The sequence below is a fragment of the Roseateles sp. genome (assembly GCF_031397715.1).
GTDB lineage: Bacteria > Pseudomonadota > Gammaproteobacteria > Burkholderiales > Burkholderiaceae_C > Paucibacter_A.
Genome location: NZ_JANNMI010000448.1, coordinates 1 through 18,928 on the forward strand (window position 1 = coordinate 1; position 18,928 = coordinate 18,928).

16 protein-coding genes are annotated in these 18,928 nt (G+C 64.1%); 12 read left to right on the plus strand and 4 right to left on the minus strand.

What is annotated here, in order from left to right; genetic code table 11:
• The first annotated feature begins 115 nt into the window (after window positions 1-115).
• Window positions 116-973: a dihydropteroate synthase gene (gene folP / locus RMO57_RS19670; protein WP_310389550.1), complete on the plus strand. Its 858-nt coding sequence runs from the start codon at window positions 116-118 to the stop codon at window positions 971-973.
• A gap of 28 nt (window positions 974-1,001) precedes the next feature.
• Window positions 1,002-2,333 carry a phosphoglucosamine mutase gene (gene glmM / locus RMO57_RS19675; RefSeq protein ID WP_310389552.1) on the plus strand — a complete coding sequence of 444 codons (1,332 nt, stop codon included), beginning with the start codon at window positions 1,002-1,004 and terminating at the stop codon, window positions 2,331-2,333.
• Window positions 2,334-2,390: 57 nt separating this feature from the next.
• Here glmM and RMO57_RS19680 read toward each other — a convergent pair whose 3' ends face one another.
• On the minus strand, window positions 2,391-2,906 hold the full coding sequence (locus tag RMO57_RS19680) for a YdcF family protein (RefSeq protein ID WP_310389555.1): 516 nt from the start codon (window positions 2,904-2,906) through the stop codon (window positions 2,391-2,393).
• Between the two features lie 423 nt (window positions 2,907-3,329).
• Between RMO57_RS19680 and RMO57_RS19685 the strand changes: the two genes are divergently transcribed.
• The 7 genes from RMO57_RS19685 (at window position 3,330) to RMO57_RS19715 (ending at window position 12,677) form a co-directional block, all read left to right on the plus strand.
• A complete protein-coding gene (locus tag RMO57_RS19685; RefSeq protein ID WP_310389557.1) occupies window positions 3,330-7,034 on the plus strand; it encodes a DUF748 domain-containing protein in 3,705 nt (1,234 codons plus the stop codon).
• Between the two features lie 83 nt (window positions 7,035-7,117).
• Window positions 7,118-7,666: a peptide-methionine (S)-S-oxide reductase MsrA gene (gene msrA / locus RMO57_RS19690; RefSeq protein WP_414896463.1), complete on the plus strand. Its 549-nt coding sequence runs from the start codon at window positions 7,118-7,120 to the stop codon at window positions 7,664-7,666.
• 14 nt (window positions 7,667-7,680) lie between these two features.
• Window positions 7,681-8,364, plus strand: coding sequence for an ABC transporter ATP-binding protein (locus RMO57_RS19695; protein WP_310389558.1), 684 nt, complete (start codon window positions 7,681-7,683; stop codon window positions 8,362-8,364).
• Window positions 8,361-9,569 (plus strand): FtsX-like permease family protein, encoded by a 1,209-nt coding sequence (locus RMO57_RS19700; protein WP_310389559.1) that lies wholly within the window; start codon window positions 8,361-8,363, stop codon window positions 9,567-9,569. The genes RMO57_RS19695 and RMO57_RS19700 overlap by 4 nt, the downstream gene beginning before the upstream one ends.
• A gap of 24 nt (window positions 9,570-9,593) precedes the next feature.
• Window positions 9,594-10,097 carry a DUF3299 domain-containing protein gene (locus RMO57_RS19705; RefSeq protein ID WP_310389560.1) on the plus strand — a complete coding sequence of 168 codons (504 nt, stop codon included), beginning with the start codon at window positions 9,594-9,596 and terminating at the stop codon, window positions 10,095-10,097.
• 57 nt (window positions 10,098-10,154) lie between these two features.
• Window positions 10,155-10,517 (plus strand): hypothetical protein, encoded by a 363-nt coding sequence (locus tag RMO57_RS19710; protein ID WP_310389562.1) that lies wholly within the window; start codon window positions 10,155-10,157, stop codon window positions 10,515-10,517.
• 93 nt (window positions 10,518-10,610) lie between these two features.
• Window positions 10,611-12,677 carry a TonB-dependent receptor gene (locus RMO57_RS19715; RefSeq protein ID WP_310389563.1) on the plus strand — a complete coding sequence of 689 codons (2,067 nt, stop codon included), beginning with the start codon at window positions 10,611-10,613 and terminating at the stop codon, window positions 12,675-12,677.
• Between the two features lie 8 nt (window positions 12,678-12,685).
• On the opposite strand, the gene pdxH is transcribed toward RMO57_RS19715, so the two are convergent.
• Window positions 12,686-13,324, minus strand: coding sequence for a pyridoxamine 5'-phosphate oxidase (gene pdxH / locus RMO57_RS19720; RefSeq protein ID WP_310389565.1), 639 nt, complete (start codon window positions 13,322-13,324; stop codon window positions 12,686-12,688).
• A gap of 174 nt (window positions 13,325-13,498) precedes the next feature.
• On the opposite strand from pdxH, the gene RMO57_RS19725 reads away from it, so the two are divergent.
• Both RMO57_RS19725 and RMO57_RS19730 read left to right on the plus strand, forming a co-directional pair.
• Window positions 13,499-14,152, plus strand: coding sequence for a nucleotidyltransferase family protein (locus RMO57_RS19725; protein ID WP_310389566.1), 654 nt, complete (start codon window positions 13,499-13,501; stop codon window positions 14,150-14,152).
• Window positions 14,153-14,260: 108 nt separating this feature from the next.
• On the plus strand, window positions 14,261-15,193 hold the full coding sequence (locus RMO57_RS19730) for an amino acid ABC transporter substrate-binding protein (protein WP_310389568.1): 933 nt from the start codon (window positions 14,261-14,263) through the stop codon (window positions 15,191-15,193).
• A 21-nt stretch (window positions 15,194-15,214) separates the two neighbouring features.
• Here the strand turns inward: RMO57_RS19730 and RMO57_RS19735 are convergent, their stop codons facing one another.
• Window positions 15,215-16,561 (minus strand): sigma-54 dependent transcriptional regulator, encoded by a 1,347-nt coding sequence (locus tag RMO57_RS19735; protein ID WP_310389570.1) that lies wholly within the window; start codon window positions 16,559-16,561, stop codon window positions 15,215-15,217.
• The gene (locus RMO57_RS19740; RefSeq protein ID WP_310389571.1) at window positions 16,554-18,518 is read right to left on the minus strand and encodes a sensor histidine kinase; all 1,965 of its coding nucleotides are present in this window, start codon (window positions 18,516-18,518) and stop codon (window positions 16,554-16,556) included. The genes RMO57_RS19735 and RMO57_RS19740 overlap by 8 nt, the downstream gene beginning before the upstream one ends.
• 272 nt (window positions 18,519-18,790) lie before the next feature.
• On the opposite strand from RMO57_RS19740, the gene RMO57_RS19745 reads away from it, so the two are divergent.
• A partial coding sequence (locus RMO57_RS19745; RefSeq protein WP_414896409.1) for an ABC transporter permease subunit occupies window positions 18,791-18,928 on the plus strand: 138 nt, incomplete at its 3' end.

Sequence of the window (18,928 nt, forward strand, 5' to 3'; positions counted from 1 at the left end):
GCCGCGATTTGATGGTGCAAGACAGGCCGAAGGCCTTTTTCCAGTGACCAAGTTCGGGGTCCGTCTGTGAAGACGGACCCCGAATTGCTAAGTCAACGCGATCAGTCTCACTTTTATGCACTGGCAAACGACACGCTTTCAGATTGATCTGAGCCGGCCGCGCGTGATGGGCATCGTCAACGTGACACCCGATTCATTTTCAGATGGGGGTCGGCATGCGGCGCCGGACCACGCGATCGCGCATTGCGAGCGCTTGCTGTCCGAAGGCGCAGACATGCTTGACATCGGCGGCGAGTCCAGTCGGCCTGGGGCGATCAGCCTGACGATTGAGGAGGAGTGGGCCCGGATTGCGCCGGTGCTCGCTGGTGCCCTCAGCATGGGTGCTGCTGTCTCTGTAGATACCTGCAAACCCGAGGTGATGGCGCGGGCCTTGGACCTGGGTGTCGATGTCATCAACGATATTCATGCGCTGCAAGATCCGCAGGCATTGAGCGTGCTGGCTCGGCACGCTCAATCTGGCGTGTGCCTGATGCATATGCGCGGCTCTCCCGCCACCATGCAATCGCTGACCACTTATGACGACTTGCTGGCCGACGTCGCCGGCTTTTTGGCGGCACGTGTGGTCGCCTTGCGCGCCGCCGATATCGCGCCCGAGCGCATCGTGCTGGATCCCGGCTACGGCTTTGCGAAGACGACAGCGCAAAATTTCGCGCTGCTGGCGCGTCAAGCGGAACTGCTTGATTTGGGCTATCCCTTGCTGGTGGGTTGGTCACGCAAGCGAGCGCTTGGCGACGTGACCGGGCGGCCCGTCGAGCAGCGCTTGGCGGGCAGCTTGGCTGCGGCGCTGGCCTGCATCGCACAAGGCGCGAAGCTCTTGCGTGTGCATGATGTCGCAGCCACCGTCGACGCAATCAAGGTCTGGACGGCCGCGTCGGCCTGTACGTCGCCGCGTCATTTGGCCGAGCGACAATAGCGGCAGTTTTTAACAGGGAATGTTCACAATGAGTCGCAAGTATTTTGGTACGGACGGTATTCGTGGCACGGTCGGGCAAGGCCCGATCACACCGGACTTCATGCTTCGCTTGGGTCACGCGGTGGGTCAGGTTCTGCGCAAAAGCGGCGGGCGGCCTAGCGTTCTGATCGGCAAGGACACGCGCATTTCCGGCTACATGATCGAGTCCGCGCTGGAAGCAGGCTTTGCCTCGGCCGGCGTCGATGTGCTGTTGACCGGCCCCTTGCCGACGCCCGGCGTGGCATATTTGACACGGGCTTTGCGGCAGGACTTGGGTGTCGTCATCAGCGCCTCGCACAACCCATTTGCCGACAATGGCATCAAGTTCTTTTCGGCCAAGGGCGAGAAGTTGCCCGATGTGTGGGAGCAGGCCGTCGAGTTGGCGCTTGAGGACGCGCCGACGTGGATCGACTCCGCCAATCTGGGCCGGGCACGCCGAATTGCCGAGGCGCGCGGGCGCTACATCGAGTTCTGCAAAAACAGCTTCGGGCAGGATCTGAGCCTCAAGGGGCTGAAGATTGTGATTGACGCTGCCAATGGTGCGGCCTATCACGTGGCGCCCGATGTGTTCCATGAGTTGGGCGCCGAGGTGATCTCGATTGGCTGCAGCCCGAACGGCTTCAATATCAATGACGGCTGCGGCGCAACGGCGCCGGCCGCCCTGGTCGCGGCGGTCAAGGAGCATGGTGCCCATTACGGCGTGGCGCTCGATGGCGACGCCGACCGACTCCAGTTGGTTGATGCCGAAGGGCGTTTGTACAACGGCGACGAGTTGCTGTACTTGATGGTGGCCGATCGATTGGCGCAGGGCCTGGCAGTCCCCGGCGCGGTCGGCACGCTGATGACCAATATGGCGGTCGAGTTGGCCATCAAGGCGCTGGATGTGGACTTCGTGCGCGCCAAGGTCGGTGATCGTTATGTCTTGGAAGAACTGAGCGCACGCGGCTGGCAGCTGGGTGGTGAAGGTTCGGGCCATCTCTTGGCCCTGGACAAGCACACCACCGGCGACGGTATCGTCAGCGCCTTGCTGATTCTGCAGGCGGTGATGCGCACCGGCAAGAGCATGGCCGAGCAGTTGGCGGCGGTCAGTTTGTTCCCGCAGGTCTTGATCAATGTGCGCCTGCAGCCGGGCCAGGATTGGAAGAGCAATGCCCAGTTGGCGCGAGTCCAGGCCGAGGTAACCGCTGAGTTGGCGGACCATGGCCGGGTGTTGATTCGTGCTTCAGGTACCGAGCCCTTGCTGCGCTTGATGGTGGAGGCGAGCGATGGCGCGCTGGCGCGGCGCTGTGCCGAACGTCTGGCTGAAGCTGTCAAGGGCTAAAACCGTAGGAACGGGGAGAAATGGAACGGGCAGACATGGGCCGCGGTTGGCGGTGACTCAATAGCCCAGCCTAAGCCCTAGCCATTCGTAGACAGCGTAGCGCACCCGCGCCAAGCCATCGGCCGAAGGCGCCCAATCCAGCAACTCGGACATGCCGCCCTGCAGCAGACCGACCGGGGCGGCAACGATCTCAATGCCTTCCGGCTTGGTGGCCCTGAAGGCCCTCAGCGCGCGCGGCATATGTTGTTCGTGTGTGACCAGCACGATTTTTTGAATCCCGTCGGCCTTCAGCAATTGCACGCTGAGGGCCGCATTTTCTCGGGTGTCCCGCGAACCGCCCTCGACCCAGCGCAGCGGCAGGGCGAACTCATCAACGGCCGTGCGTTCGGCGATGGAGGCTTCGCTGTCTGTCAGTTTTCGGGCCGTCCAGCCAATGCCGCCGGAAAAACCCAGCGGCGCCTTCAGTTGTTTTGCTAACCACACCCCATAGCGCAGTCGATTCAGACTGATTGCGTTCAGCGCAGCGCCGCCGTACTCGGGCACATATTGGCGCGCCCCGCCACCCAGGACCAAGACCGCGACATCGGCTCGCTCTCGCTGGCGCTGGGTCAGATCCGCAACAGCCTGCGCGCTGAGCGCAGTCGGCGCTTGCAGCAGGTGCCGCGACAGCAGCTGCCCCGACCGCCTCGCTGGCGCTCAGCCAAATGCCCGCAAGCCCGATGGCGATCATCAACTGCCCCCAAATTTGCCGCTTGCCGACCCGTCTCAGCAGCAGCGCCCCGAGCACAATCAGCACTAGAAATGGCACCGGGGGCAACAGCAGGGTCAAGGCAAATGGCTTGATTTGGTGGAGCAGCGAGACAGACATTGAAGAGTTGTTTCAGCAGCGACAGGACGAGCCGTAGTTCGGCAATAACTGCGAGTCAACACTGCATCCCGCATCGATTACATTCGGCAATTGTGCCGCGTTGGCGTTTGATGATCGCGATCACCACCATGGAAAATTCGAATCCTTCACCCGCTGCCAAACGCTGGCGGGCGTGGCAAATGGGCTGGAAGGGCTTGGTCGGCCTGCTTGCGGTGTTTGTGTTGGTTTTCTTGGCCAGCTGGCTTGTGCTGCCCCGCTGGCTGCAATCGAGCGGAGCCGAGCTGGCGAGCAACGCGCTTGGGCGCAGTGTCACCGTTCGTGCGGTCAGTTTTCGGCCCTGGAGTTTGGCCTTAACGCTGGAAGGGCTCAGGGTTGCCGGCGCGACGCCACAAAATGATGCCTTGTTGGAGTTGGAGCGCTTGACGCTCAAATTGTCCGCCAGCTCCTTGTGGCTTGGCAGTCCGGTGGTGGAATCCTTGGGGCTAGAGCGGCCAACGCTGCGTTTGAGTCGGTTGGCGGCCGGCCAATACGATATTGATGATTTGCTGGCCCGCTTCGCCAAACCCGCGACGCCGCAGCCGCCCGACGCCAAACCCATTGCCTTGGCGCTTTACAACATCACCTTGAGCGAGGGCCGGCTGCTGCTGGATGACAGGCCGACCCAGCGGCGTCACGAAGTCAGCCACATGGCGATAGAGCTGCCCTTCTTGTCGACGCTGGCCGCCGACGTCAAGGTGCATGTTCAACCACAGCTAACGGGCGTCTTGAACGGGGTGACCTTCGCCGCCAAAGGGCGGGCCTTGCCGTTTGCTGATCAGCCTGCCGCCAGACTCGATTTCAAGCTGGATCAATTGGATTTGGCGCCTTACGCACCTTATGTGCCGGCCGGCTTGCCGCTGGCCCTCAAGCAAGGGCGGGTGGATGCGAATTTGCATTTGAAGTTTCAGCAGACAAGCGGTCAGGCGCCTGAAATCGGCCTCGCTGGTCAGCTCAGGCTGGCGCAGTTTGCGCTGCAAACACCGGCAGGCGCGCCGGCCCTGGCCTGGGCCGACCTGACGCTGCAGTTGCTCGACGTCCAGCCCTTGCGGGGCGTCGTCAAGCTGGGCACCTTGGCCTTGACAAAACCCAGCCTTGTGGTTTCCAAGGACTCTGCTGGGCACCTGCGTATCGCCGGCGTCGCACAGGCAAACGACGTGGGCCGCGGCCCAGCGCCGGTGCAGGCCAGCCGCCCGCCATGGACCCTGTCTTTGGGCCAGTTCGACTTGACCGACGGTGAGCTTGACTGGCAAGACGCATCCGTGAAGCCCAAGGTAAGTTTGAAAGTCCAAGACATAGGCCTGCACTTGGGGGCTTTGGCTTGGCCTCTGAAAACGCCGAGTCCGATTGCCATCGCGCTGCGGTTCAGCCCCACGGGAGGGAGCGCCAAGGTCGAATCCGCGTTGATCAAAGGCGCGGGCAGCGTGAGCCCCGATCGTTTGAGCCTGGATTGGCAATGGCAAGGCCTGGAGCTGCAATGGTTTGGGTCCTATCTGCAGGTTCAAGCACCGCTGCGACTGGGCGGCCTTTTCAGTGGCAAGGCGGGCTTGTTGCTGGAACAGCCACTGCAAGCCGATCCTGGCCAGCGAGCCACTGTCTCGTTGAGCAATTTGCAAGTCACCGGTATGGCACTTGGCGGGATAGCTGCGCGCGAGCCCTTGCTGCGTCTGGCGAGCTTGGGGCTTGATCAACTGAGCGTCGATCTTGCCGGACGAAAAGTCAGCGCCGGGGCCTTGAAACTCAGTCGCCCGAGCCTGGGCTTGGCACGGGCCAAAGACGGCCGCTGGAGCTACCAAGATTTGCAGCCCCATGGCAAAACTGTGACCAAGGCCAGCGAAACAGCCCCGCCGTGGGCGGTTCAACTTGGGGGACTGAAGGTCGAGCAAGGTTCGCTGCGTTTGCTTGATGCGGCCGCCCCAGCTGCAACAGCCGGCTTGGCAGCCGAGCAGATTGCCCTGGACTTGGGGGGGCTTTCCTGGCCGGCACAGGCTAAATCGATGCCCGTCAATTTGAATTTCAAGTTCGGGCCCGCCAAGCGCGGCGCCGCACCGACGGGTCAGCTGCGCTGGCGCGGCGCGGCGAGTCTGGCGCCCCTGGCGGCCAGTGGCAGCCTGAGTGCTGAGCGCCTGCCCCTGCATCTGCTCAACCCCTACCTTGATCCCGCCTGGGGCCTGCATTTGCAAAAGGCCGAGTTAGGCCTGAGGACCCAGTTCGACGCACGGCAGTCGCCTGCGGGCCTGAGCGCCCAAGCCAGCGGCAAGCTCTTGCTGGCCGACCTGCTCTTGCACCAGGCGCGCGAGCTGGACGGCCAGTACCAGATCGGTGAGGAGTTACTGAGTTGGCAAGCCTTGAATTTGGAGGGGTTCAAACTGCAGCTCAAAGGCGGCGAGCCACCCGAATTTTCGGTCGCTGAGGTGCTGCTGAGCGACTTCTTCGCCCGCGTCATCATCAACGAGCAGGGCAAGGTCAATTTGCGCGATGTCGGTGCGGTGGATCGCAAACCGGCCGCTGCGGCTGGGCTGGCGGATGCGGCGGATGCGGCCGCTTCGTCGGGCGCCGCGAGCAGCGCCCCGGTCGGCCCCCGCATGTCGATATCGATTGGGCAGATTCGCGTGGACAAAGGCCGGCTTGACTTCAATGACCGCTTCGTGCGGCCCAACTACAGCGCCCGGCTGACCGAGCTGCAGGGCAGCTTGGGCGCCTTCAGCTCCGAGCGCCCTGAGCCGGCGCCGTTAAGCCTGCAGGGGCGGGTGGCCGGCACCGGCCAGCTCGATGTGGTGGGCAATGTCAACCCGCTGGGTCGGCCCTTGTCCTTGGATATCCGCGCGTCGGCGACCGATATCGAGTTGGCGCCGCTGTCACCCTATGCCGCTAAATATGTCGGTTATGCCATTGAGCGCGGCAAGTTTTCCACCAAGGTTCAGTACAAGATTGATCCCGGCGGCAGCCTGCAGGCCAATAACCAGATCATCTTGAACCAGCTGACCTTCGGTGAGCGGGTCGACAGCCCGGATGCGACCAAGTTGCCGGTCTTGTTCGCGGTGGCCTTGTTGAAGGACAAAGACGGCGTCATTGACGTCGAGGTGCCCATCAAGGGCTCGGTCAATGAGCCCGAGTTCACGGTCGGCGGGGTGATCTGGAAAGTCATAGTCAATCTCTTAGGCCGGGCCTTGTCGGCGCCGTTTTCGCTCTTCAGCGCTAGCGGTGGGAATGGCGGTGCCGACCTGAGTCGCTTTGAGTTTGCCCCCGGTAGCGCGCAGGCGCTCAAGCCGGCGGCCTTGGACAGCGTCGCCAAGATGATGGTGGAGCGCCCGGGCTTGTCTTTGACGATCAAGGCATGGGCCGACCCGGCCGCCGAGCACGCTGCCCTTCAAGAACGCCAGTTGGAGGCTGCGCTCTTGACCGAACGACAACGTGAACTGCAGCGCAAGCAATCCACCGCTGCAACCCAGCTGCCCGAGGCCGAAACTAGCCTGACCGATGCAGACCGGGAGCGCCTGTTGAAGCCCGTCTATCAAGCCGCCAAATTGCCCAATAAGCCCAAGAACTTCATCGGCTTTGCCAAGGACATCCCGGCGGCGGAGATGCGGGCTTTGTTGTTGTCCAGTTTTGCCGTCAGCGAAGAGCAGGTGCGGGCCCTGGCCCTGGAGCGCGGCGTGATGGTGCGTGATGCCTTGATCGCCAAGGGCCTGCCCAATAGCCGAATCTTCCTTGGCGCACCCAGTTTGCATCAGGCCGGCGCCGAGCCCGACCCAGCCTGGACGCCCCATGCGGAACTGCAATTGGGCGCCCATTGACCTTGGCCGGCGGTTGCAGCGCCGGGCTCGGCTATGCTCCAGCGTCCCTTTTGAAACCAAGATAGACGAGGTCAATTCAGATCATGAGCGAAATGGCGAATAACCTGTCACGCATCACCCTCGGCGGCGGCTGTTTCTGGTGCACGGAGGCGGTTTTCGAGCGCGTCAAGGGCGTGCACAGGGTCGAGCCGGGCTACTGCAACGGCGACGTGCTGCAGCCGACCTATGAGCAAATTTGTACCGGCAATACCGGCCATGCCGAAGTCGTGCGGGTGGACTTTGCTGCCAGCGAGATCAGCCTGAGCGAACTCCTGCAGGTGTTTTTTGTCATTCATGATCCGACCAGCTTGAACCGCCAAGGTGCCGATATCGGCACGCAATACCGCTCGGGCATCTACACGCATGACGGCGAGCAGGAGCAAGAGGCACGCGCGGTGTTGGCCGAAGCGCAAACGGCGCACCGGGGTCAGGTCGTGACCGAGCTGTGCCCCGAGCGCAATTACTGGCCGGCCGAAAGCTACCACCAGCGTTATTACGCGCGCAACCCCGAGCAGGGCTACTGCGCCTTTGTGGTGGCCGCCAAGGTGGACAAGTTTCTTGCCACCTTTGCGCGTTTGGTGCGGCCCGCATGACCGCGTCGGTTTGAGTGAGCGCCGCTGTCATTGAATGGGCTGGTCTGCGCTACCACTATGCGCAAGGGCCGCAGCTGGTTTTTGAGGATTTCTCACTGCCCAGCGCGCAGCATCTGCTGTTGCGCGGCGACTCCGGCAGCGGCAAGTCGACCCTGCTGGCCTTGCTTGCCGGCTTGGCTACGCCGTCAAGCGGCAGCTTGACGCTGGCAGGCACCGCCCTGCACAAGCTGTCGCCGCGGCAGCTGGATGCCTGGCGCGGCGCGCATTTGGGTTTTGTGCCGCAGCGCCTGCATCTGAGTGCCGCCCTCAACGTCAACGAGAACCTGGCCTTGCCCTATATCAGCGCGGGCTTGAGGCCGGACCGGGCGCGGGCAGGTGAGCTTTTGATGCAACTGGGTCTGGCTGGGCTGGGCGAGCGCCTGCCGCACCGGCTCAGCCTGGGGCAGGCGCAGCGGGTCGCCTTGGCGCGCGCCTTGATGCGGCGCCCGCGCTTTTTATTGGCTGATGAGCCGACCGCCAATCTCGACGATGACAGCGCCATGCAGGTGATTGAGCTGCTGCAGCAAGCCGCGGCTGAGCAGTCGGCCGCCTTGGTCTTGGCGACGCATGACAGGCGGGTCACTGAGCACCTGTTGAACCAGCAGGCCTGGCAAGAACTGCGCTTGCCCAAGCTGGCACTCGAGGCGTCGCGGGCATGAGTTTGTTGCGTTTGGCCTGGCGCTACCTATGGGCCCAGCCGCTGACGGCCGGGCTGAATCTGCTCTTGCTGAGCTTGGGTCTGGGGGCGATCTGTTTTGTGTTGCTCGTCAGCGAGCAGATCGACGCCGGCGTGCGGCGGGACTTGGCCGGTGTTGACTTGCTGGTGGGCGCCAAGGGCAGCCCGATGCAGATCATGCTGGCGGGCCTGTTCCATCTCGATGTGCCGACCGGCAATATTCCCCTCAGCACCTTGAAGACCCTGCGCGAGCAGCCCTTGGTGGCGCAGGCGCTGCCGATCTCCTTGGGTGACAGCTTGCAGGGCTTTCGCATGGTGGGCAGCACGCCGGACTATCTGAGCCTCTACCGGGCGCGCTTCGCCGGTGGACAGGCTTGGACCGGCCCCATGCAGGCGGTGCTGGGCGCGCAAGTCGCGGCGCGCACGGGGCTCGGCGTCGGCCAGACCTTTCATGGCAGCCATGGGCTGGGTGCCCAAGGCGAGGCGCACGCCGGCCAAGCCTACACCGTGGTGGGTGTGCTGGCGCCCAGCGGCAGCGTCTTGGACCGTCTGGTCGTGACCGACCTGGCCTCGGTGTGGCTGCAGCATGAAACTCATCATGCAGATGCAGATGCCGATGCCGATGCAGATGCCGATGCCGAGCGTGAAATCACCATGGTCCTGCTCAAGTACCGCAGCCCCTTGGCCGCTGTCTCGCTGCCGCGCTGGGTCAATGCGCAGCCGCAGTTGCAGGCCGCCGCCCCGGCGCTTGAAACGGCCCGCTTGCTGCGCATGGTCGGCGCCGGCACCGAGGTCTTGCGCGCCTTTGGCCTGGTGTTGTTGCTGGCCGCGGCCTTGTCGGTGTTGGTGACCCTGCTGAATTCGGTGCGCGCCCGCCAAAGTGACTTGGCCATGCTGCGCATGTTGGGGGCGCCGCCCTGGCGGCTTGCCCTCTTGGTGAGTCTGGAAGCGCTCTGCCTGGCCGCCATGGCCAGCCTGTTGGGCCTGGGCCTGGGTCACGGGCTGACCGCCGCCCTGGGGGCCATGATGGCCGCGCAGCAGTCCCTCTACATCACCGCGGCCTGGTTCTCGCCCTGGCAGCTCTTGTTGGCTCCGCTGGCCTTTGCCCTGGCGCTGCTGGCGGCGGCCTGGCCGGCGCGTGCGGCGTTCAAATTGGATGTGACGGAGTTGCTGCAAGCGCCGCGTTAACGACAACCGTTGAAAATAAGCCGAATGAAAAACCTGACTCGAATTGCCGCCACTTTTGTCTTGCTGGCCCTCGGTTTTGGCACGGGCGTCTCGGCCCAGCCATCGGCTGCCGCCTCCGGCGCGGGCTATCACGACCCGCGCAGCCCCATCAAACCGCTGCAAGAGCGCGCCGGTGTGTTGGCCTGGGCCTTGTTGTCCTCGGTGTCGAACAAGGTCGAGAAAAACAAGCTCATACCGATTTTCCCGGCCCAGGTGCAGGCGCTGGACAAGAAGAAGGTCAAGGTGCAAGGCTTCATGATGCCCTTGGAGCCGGGCGACAAGCAGCAGCATTTTTTGCTCTCGGCCGTGCCGACCTCCTGCGCTTTTTGTGTTCCCGCCGGCCCCGAGGGCCTGATCGAGGTGCGCAGCAAGCAGCCGGTGCGCTATAGCCTCGAGCCCATCGTCATGGAGGGCCAACTCGCGGTGCTCAGCGACGACCCGTACGGCATGTATTACCGCCTGTTGGACGGGCAAGAAATCAAGCCCTGAGCTCAAGTTGCAGCGCTTGTTCGGGTTGACATGATTGGCAGAGATAATGCGTCGGCCATGAATCAGCCACACCCACATCGCTTGCAAGCTCAAGCCGCCCGCAAGGGCGCTTGGCTGCTGTGGTTCGCGTTGGTGTTGTTGAGCTTTCAGACCCTGGGGCATCTGCACCGCCATGTTCATGGCCTGGCTCAGTCCAGCGGTGCCAGCGTGGCCGTGGCGCCCGACGGTTGGGGACATCAAAGCGGCGACCTGAGCTGCCAGTTGTTTGATCAGCTCAGCCAGGACCATGCGCCCGGCGCGCCGTTCGCCATCGCCGCGGCGCCAGCGGCCGCGCTGTTGACGGCCGCCTCGGCCTGGGTCAGCAGCTCGCCCGCTGGCCATTGGAAGCGCGGCGCGCGCGGCCCCCCTCTCTCGGCCTGAACGTCTTGATGTCTCGGGCGGCCTGCCCGAGTGAGTTCATGCCTGCGTCACCCGCATTTTGAAAACAAGCCGGGTGCGCATCTGGAGAGATTGATGCATTCCACTATTTTTGCGCCACGGGCCTTGGCCCTGGGCGCCAGCCTGCTTTGCCTGTCGCTGTCTTGCGCCGCCCAAACCAGCGTCGCCGCCCAAGCCGCAGGCAGTGAAAAACTGAACAAGGTCGTGCTGACCGGCAACCCGCTGCGCAGCCAAGACCTGGCCCAGCCCAGCAATGTGCTGGATGGCGACGCGCTGATCCTGCGCCGGGCCGCGACGCTGGGCGAGACGCTGGACGGTCTGCCGGGCCTGTCCTCCACCTACTTTGGGCCCAACAGCAACCGGCCGACGATACGTGGCCTGGACGGTGACCGGGTGCGCATATTGAGCAATTCCGGCGCCTCGGTCGACGCGTCCAGCCTCAGCTTTGACCATGCGGTGCCGCTGGATCCCTTGGTGATCGAGCGCATCGAGGTGCTGCGCGGGGCGGCCGCGCTGCTCTATGGCGGCAACGCTGTCGGCGGGGTGGTCAACACCATTGACAACCGGATTCCGCGTCAGGCCCAGCAGGGCTTGAGCGGCGCGACCGAGTTGCGCCTGGGCGGCGGCGCCGCCGAGCGCAACGGGGCCATGGTGGTGGAAGGCGGTGACAGCAAGTTTGCCTGGCATGCCGACGCCTCGGCGCGTCGCGCCGACGATTTGCGCGTGCCCAGCTTCACGGCCGACGGTGTGACGGCCACGCGCGTGCGCAATTCGGCGTCCGACAGTCATGGTGTCGCTCTAGGCGGCTCCTTGCTGTTTGCCAATGGTTATGCCGGCCTGAGCGTCGATGATTCGCGCAATGACTACGGCGTCACGGTCGAACCCGATGTGATGGTGCAGATGCAGCGCCAGCGCCTGTCGGGCGCAGGCGAGTGGCGCGTTGACACGAAAGACACGCAGAGCTTGCTGCAGCGCCTGAGCTGGCGCCTGGGCAGCAGCCGCTATGAGCATCGCGAGGTTGAGGGCAACGGCGACGTCGGCACCATCTTCAAGAGCAGCGGCAAGGACCTGCGCGTCGAGCTGGAGCACGCCAAGTTCGGGCCCGTGCAGGGCGTGGTCGGCCTGCAATGGGAGGATTCGGACTTCTCGGCCCTGGGCGCCGAAGCCCTGGTGCCCAGCACCAGCACCCGCAGCAGCGCCGCCTTTGTGCTGGAGCAGTACGCCAGCGGTCCCTTGACGCTTTCTGCCGGTGCCCGCTTGGAGTCGGTGCGGGTCAAGTCCGATGGTGATGGGCCCCAAGCCGAGGAGGCCCGCTTCGGGCCGGCCAGCAGCCGCAGCTTCAGCCCGCACAGCTTTTCGCTCAGCAGCAGCTACAAGCTGCTGGGTGAGCCGGCCGGCACCAAGGGCCTGAGCCTAACCGCCAATTTGAACCGCACCGAGCGCGCGCCGATGTTCTACGAGCTGCATGCCAATGGCGTGCATGTCGCCAGCGGCGCGTTCGAGCGCGGTGATGTCAATTTGGGCAAGGAGCGCGCCAATGGGCTTGATCTGGGCCTGGTTTGGCAGGGCGCCGAGCAGATGCTGCGTCTGAATGTCTACCGCACCCAGTTCTCCAGCTATATCGCCTTGGACGCGACCGGGCTGCAGATTGAGGCCGATGGCGAGGCGTTGCCCGAGTACGCCTTCAAGTCGGTGCGGGCTCTGCTGCAGGGCTTCGAGCTGGAAGGGCGCTTGGACTTGCCGGCCTTGTTGCATGGCGCCAAGTTCAGCCTGACGGCCCAACTCGACGGCGTACGCGGCGAGAACCGCGACAGCGGCGAGGCCTTGCCACGGCTGGCGCCGCTGCGTGCCAGCCTGGGCCTGGATCTTGGCTACGGCCTCTGGTCGGGCCGCGTCGAGCTGCGCGGCGCGGCGCGCCAGGACCGTGTGCCGCTCTACGACCGCCCGACCGCCGGCTACGGCCTCGTCAAACTGAGCCTGGCGCGCCAGTTCCGCATTGCCGGCACCGATGGGCTTTGGTATCTGCGCCTGGACAATCTGGGCAACAAGCTCGCCTACAGCGCCAGCTCCGTGGCCACCATCCGCGACCTGAGCCCGTTGCCGGGGCGCTCGGCGCACACGGGCGTGCAGTTGCGCTTCTGAGCGTTAGTTCAGGGCGCCAGTCTTTGCTTGACCCAGCTACCGTCCTCTTGAAGGCGGTAGCTGAGCCTGTCGTGCAGCCGGGACTTGCGGCCCTGCCAGAACTCCCAGGCCTCGGGCTGCAGCCGGTAACCGCCCCAATGCGGCGGGCGCTGCGGGTGCAGGCCATGTTGCATGGCGGCCTTGGCGGCATTGGCCACCAGCACGGCGCGTGAGCTGATGACCTGGCTTTGCGGCGAGGCCCAGGCGCCCAGGCGCGAGTCGAGCGGGCGTGACTGGAAGTAGGCATCGGATTCGGCCGCATCAATCCGCGTGACCTGACCCTCAATCCGCACCACCCGCTCCAGCTCCACCCAATGGAACTGCAGCGCCGCATGCGGGTTGGCCGCCAGCTCTTGCCCCTTGCGGCTGTCGTAATTGGTGAACCAGACGATGCCACGCTCATCAAAGCCCTTGATCAAGACGATGCGGGTCGAAGGGCGGCCGTTCGCACCCACCGTGGCCACCGTCATGGCATTGGGTTCGGGCACTTTGCTGACCAAGGCATGATCCAGCCATTGTTTGAACTGGAGTAGCGGCTCGTTGGCGGCCAGCTCCTCGTCGAGCTCACCTTGCTCGTAACTCTTTCGCAGGTCGGATAGTTTATTCATGCCCTGAGTATCCAATGAAGTGGGCAGTTCTTTGGAGCCCAAGCGGGTAGAACTCCTTAGGTGAAGGTCCCACTGTTGATCACGCCCTTCATCCGGCATGCTATGCGCACAAATGACAAGGCCGGGCGACATGACCGGGCAGCGCTGATGAGGGCGTCCACAGGAAGGTTGAGCATGATGAAACGACGACCGGCGGTGATTGTGCTGGCGGCAGGGCGAGGTCTGCGTTTTCTCGGTGAAGGGCATAAGCTGGAGCAACGCATGGGTGGCGCCGATCTTGATCCTGTGGCCAGCCCCGCCGCCGATTCCGTGCTGGCCCACACCCTGGCCAATGCAATCGCTACCGGCCTGCGGGTGGTGGTGGTGACGACCCAAAAACTGATGCCCTCGGTCCAGCCGCTGATCGCCGCGTGCGACGTGGTTGCGATTGCCGACATCGACAGCCAGGGCCGCGCCGCACCGATCGGCATGGGTTATTCGATCGCGGCCGGCGTTGCGGCCGCCGGGGACGCCAATGGCTGGCTGATCCTGCCTGCCGACATGCCCTTGCTGCGCCCGGCCAGCATCTTGGCCGTGGCGGCCGCGCTGGATCAGTTCCCGGTAGCCTATGCACAGCACCATGGCCGCCGGGGGCATCCGGTCGGTTTCAGTGCCGAGCTGTTTTCCGAGTTGATCGGCCTGCAAGGTGACGAAGGCGCACGGCGTGTTGTCGCGCGCTACCCGTCGCAGGCGGTCGAGGTCGATGATCCCGGCGTGCTGATCGATGTCGACACGGTCGAAGACTTGGCCCGCCTGCAAGGCCAGCAGGGCTTGGCGCGCACCAGCTGAGGGTTGTTGGCAAACCGTTGAGCAGTGATGACCTCTGGCCTTGGGCTGTGACAATGGCAATTGCCCTGAATTGCTTGTCTAAACTTGGTTCCTCTATTGATTCCGCGATTGAAATCGTCATCGAGTCTGCGCCGCCAAGCATGGCTGGCCCTGCTTTGCCTAGGCTTGGCTGGGCTGGGCCAGCCGGCGCGCAGCGAACAGCTGGACTCGGTCACCTTGCGCAAAATACGCGACACCGGCGTGATCGTGCTCGCTTACCGGGTCGACTCGGCACCGTTTTCCTATCTTGACGCCAAGCTGCGGCCAATTGGCTACTCGGTCGAGATCTGCCAGCACATCATCGAGGCGGTCAAAACGCGGGTGGCCAATGCTGAGTTGGAACTGAAACTGGTGGCGGTCAGCTCGGCCACGCGGATGCCGATGGTGGCCAATGGCTCGGTCGATCTGGAGTGCGGCGTGACGACCAACACGCTGGAGCGGCAAAAGACGCAGGCGTTCTCGCTGACCACCTTTGTGGCCGAAACTCGGCTGCTGTCCAAGCGGGCCGCCGGCATCAAGACCTTGGCCGACTTGCGCGGCAAACCGGTGGCCTCCACCATCGCCACCACCAGCATTCAGCTGCTGCACCAGGCCAATTTGAACCAGCAGCTGGGGCTGAAGATTCTGGTCGGGCAGGACGACCGCGACGGCGTGCGCCTGCTGCAAAGTGGTCGCGCGCTGGCCTATGCGATGGACGATGTGCTGCTGCGCATGTTGTTGCTGGGTCTGAGCAATCCGGGTGACTATGAAATTTCGGCCGAGGCCTTTACGGTCGAACCCTATGCGATCGGCTTGCCGCGCGGGGATGTGGGCTTCAAGGCGCTGGTCGACGGGGTCATCGCCGGCCTCTACCAAAGCGGCGAGATTCAGGCCATCTACCGCAAATGGTTTCAAGCCGCCATCCCGCCGCGCGGCCTGAGTCTGAATTTGCCGATGAGCGAGGCCTTCAAGCGGGTGATTGCCAAGCCGACCGATTCGGCCGACCCGCAGCATTACCGCTGAAAGCTCAGCGCATCGAAAAGCTCAGCGAAAGCGCTCCAACTCGATCGCATGCCGATGCAGCTTGTCGTAGAGCGTTTTTTTGGCGCAGCCGAGCAGCTCCATCGCGGCCGGCACGCGGCCTTGGCAGCGCCGCAGCGCCGCCTCGATCAGGGTCTTCTCCACCTGGTCCATCTGCTGCGCCAGGCTGCTGCCGGCCGGGCCGATGGCAGCGTCCGGGTTGACGCCCTCGCAGCTGACGATGTCCAGCACAAAGCGGTCGGCGGCATTGCGCACCTCGCGCACATTGCCCGGCCAATCATGGGCCATCAATTCACGCAGCCGCTGTGAGCTCAGCTCCGGTGCGGCGCGCTCATAGCGACTGCAGGCCTGGGCAACAAAATGCTCGAACAGCAGGGCGATGTCTTCGCGGCGCTCGCGCAGCGGCGGCAGCTGCAGGGTCGCCACATTGAGCCGGTAATAGAGGTCGCCGCGAAATTTCTGTTGCTCGCTCAAGGCCCGCAGATCGGCCTTGGTGGCGGCGATCACGCGCACATTGACCGGCAGCTCCTCGTTCGAGCCCAGCCGCTCGACCCGGCGCTCCTGCAAGACCCGCAGCATCTTGATCTGCAGCACCATCGGCATGGTCTCGATCTCGTCCAGCAGCAAGGTGCCGCCATTGGCATGCTCGATCTTGCCGATGCGGCGCTTGGCCGAGCTGGTGAACGCGCCCGCCTCATGGCCGAACAACTCGCTCTCGAACAAGGCCTCGGGCAGGCCGCCGCAGTTGATGGCCACGAAGTTGCGGTCGCGCCGCAGGCTCTGGTCATGCAAGCAGCGCGCCACCAGCTCCTTGCCGGTGCCGGTCTCGCCCAGAATCATCACGTCGGCCGAGGTGTCGGCCAGGTTCAAGACCTGGCGCCTGACGTTTTGCATCGCCGCCGAGTTGCCCAGCAACACCGCCTCCATGCCGCTGCGTCGCTGCAACTGGCCGCGCAACTCGTCCACCGCCACGCGCAGCACGCGTTTGTCCAGCGCGCGGGTCAGCGCGTCGACAAAGCGCTCCGGCGCGAACGGCTTTTCGATGAAGTCATAGGCGCCGGTGCGCATCGCCCGCACCGCCATCGCCACATCGCCATGCGCCGTCACCACCACCACCGGGATATGCGGGTCGGTGGCCATCACATGGTCCAACAAGGCCAACCCGTCCATGCCGGGCAGGCGCACATCGGTGGCCACCACCAGTTGCGCGCCCGCTTGAATATGCGGTAGGGCCTGCTCGGCCGAGCCGCAGGCCAGCACCTCCAGGCCCGCCAACTCCAGCGTCTGCGTCAGACTGGCCCGCACCGGCGGGTCGTCCTCGACAAACAAAACCTTGAAACCCTCAAACATAGACGCCGTCCCTCAAACAGATTTCCAAATCGAATTCAAACATCATGCCGCCGCCCGCAACCGCCGGCCTGGGGCTGGCGCGCAAATTGCCGCCGAACTCGTGAATGATTTTCGATGAAATGACCAAGCCCAGACCCAGCCCTTGGCCGGCCGGCTTGGTGGTGAAAAAGGGCTCGAACAAACGCGGTGCCAAATCGGCCGCGATGCCGGCGCCGGAGTCGCACACCTGCACCAAGACGCGTTTGCCTTCGCCCGGCGCCGGCATCAGGGCGCTGATGCTGAGGCGCTTGACGGCGGCATCTTGCATTGCGTCGATGGCGTTGCTGATCAGATTGATCAAGACCTGCTCCAGCCGGTTGGGCTCGCAGCGCACCAGCAGCGCCTCGTCAACATGGACCAGCAACTCTACCTGCTCGGCCTGCAGTCGGTGCTCCAACAGCAGACGCGCCCCGCTGATTGCGCGCGCCAGCGACACCGGCGCATGCACCGCCTCGGCCTTGCGCGCAAAGGTCTTCAACTGGCGGGTGATGCCGGTCATGCGCTCCACCATCGCGTCGATGCTGCTCAGATTGGTGGCGACGCTGCTGTGGCGGCCTTTCTCCAGCAGCAGCAAGGCATTGCGCGATAGGGCCCGCAGCGCGGTCAACGGCTGATTGATTTCATGGGCGATGCCCGCGGACATCTGCCCCAAAACCGCCAGCTTGGCCGCTTGCATCAGCTCGTCCTCGGCCTGCAGGCGCTGCGCAATCTGGCGCTTCAGTTCCCGGTTGGATTGGCTCAGCTCCTGAGTGCGTACGTCGACCTGACGCTCCAGTTCAGCGTGTGCAGTCTGCAGCTCGGCGCTGGCCGCAAACAGCTGGGCATGGGCGCGGCGCCGGGCGGCGAGATACAGGCCAAGTATCCCTATCGACGCGCCAATCGCGCCGCCGCCCCAGGCGGCATAGCGCGCATTGCGCCACACCTCGGCGGGGTCCGAGAGCGTGACCAGTCGCAGCGCCAGCGGCAGCACCGCGCGCTCTTGGGCCAGCAGCTCTTGTTCGGCACCGGGTGGCGACTCGCTGCTTTGCGCCAAGGCCGGCACCTTGAGCAGCGCCGCCTCTTGTTGCAAGCTCTCGTGAGTAAACTGCCCAAGTGGGCTCAAAAGCGGGCCGATATAGCGGGCGGAGGCTTGCATTTCGGCCCGCTGCGCATCCGTACGCGGGTTCAGCAAATGGTTGCGCCAGGCCGGCACCGAGGACATGATGACCACATCCTGTTCGTCGACGACCAGGATTTTTTCGCCCTGCGAGCGCAAACCCTGGTCGACCCAGGTCGCCTCCAGCGGGGCCAGGTTTTGCATCACCACGACTTGGGCGATGCGCTTACCGCCTCTCTTGACGGTGTGAAACAGAAAATAGTCGATGCTGCCCCTGGCTTCATTGGCCGCGAAGAAATGGCCGCCTGCCTGCTCTGCGCCCACGGCCAGCTGCTGCGCTAGCCGGGTCGCGACCTTCAGCGAGGCGCTGTCCGGGCCGGCGCCGTCGCTGGCTGACAAGACCTGACCCTCGGCCCCAAGCAGCAAACTCAGACCCAGGCCGGCCCGCACATTGATGCCCGCCAATTTGCGGTCGGCATGCTGTCTGAGGGCGGCGTTGTCCGGCTCTTTCAGCAAGGCTTGGATGTCGGTGTCGATGGCGATCAGGCTGGGCAAATAGGCATGGCGAGCCAACTCGGCCTCCAGGCTGGCGGCATACAGCTCCAGGCGCTCGGCCGCCACGGCCGCCAACTGCCCCATGCCGGCCCGCTCGCTCCAACCCTGGCCCAGCCACAAGCCCAGGGCGATCAAGATCAAGGTCAGGTAGGCCATAAAGCCGGGGCGAACCATTCGGCGCACCAAACCCTGCCAGGGGCCATGGTCGGGCTGGTTCGTCAATGTATCGGGCGTCGGGGTCATGAACATCTGGGCATAGAGGCGCACAGTGTGCCCCCATCTGGCCTGTTTTATAGCGCGGTGTTTTGGGCCGGTCTTGGCCTGCTTGGCCGTCATTCGAGCCGGCCTGTGTCGAAGTCCGCACTTCAGTCGGCATGGCAGTGTCGAATTCCGCCCCAGCGCGGCCTTGATGAAGCTCAAGCGCAAGTTTGCCTCATAGGGGCCTCTCGGTGATTACCCGCGCACCCTCACTTTTGGCATGTGGCTTGCAAGCTAGCAGGCAAGTTCGGCGACAGATTCGTACTCAAAGGAACATATCAATGGAAACTTTTTTCCAGCAAATCATCAACGGTCTGGTGCTGGGCAGCATGTATGCCTTGGTGGCCTTGGGCTACACCATGGTCTACGGCATCATCAACTTGATCAACTTCGCCCACGGCGAGATCTTGATGGTGGGT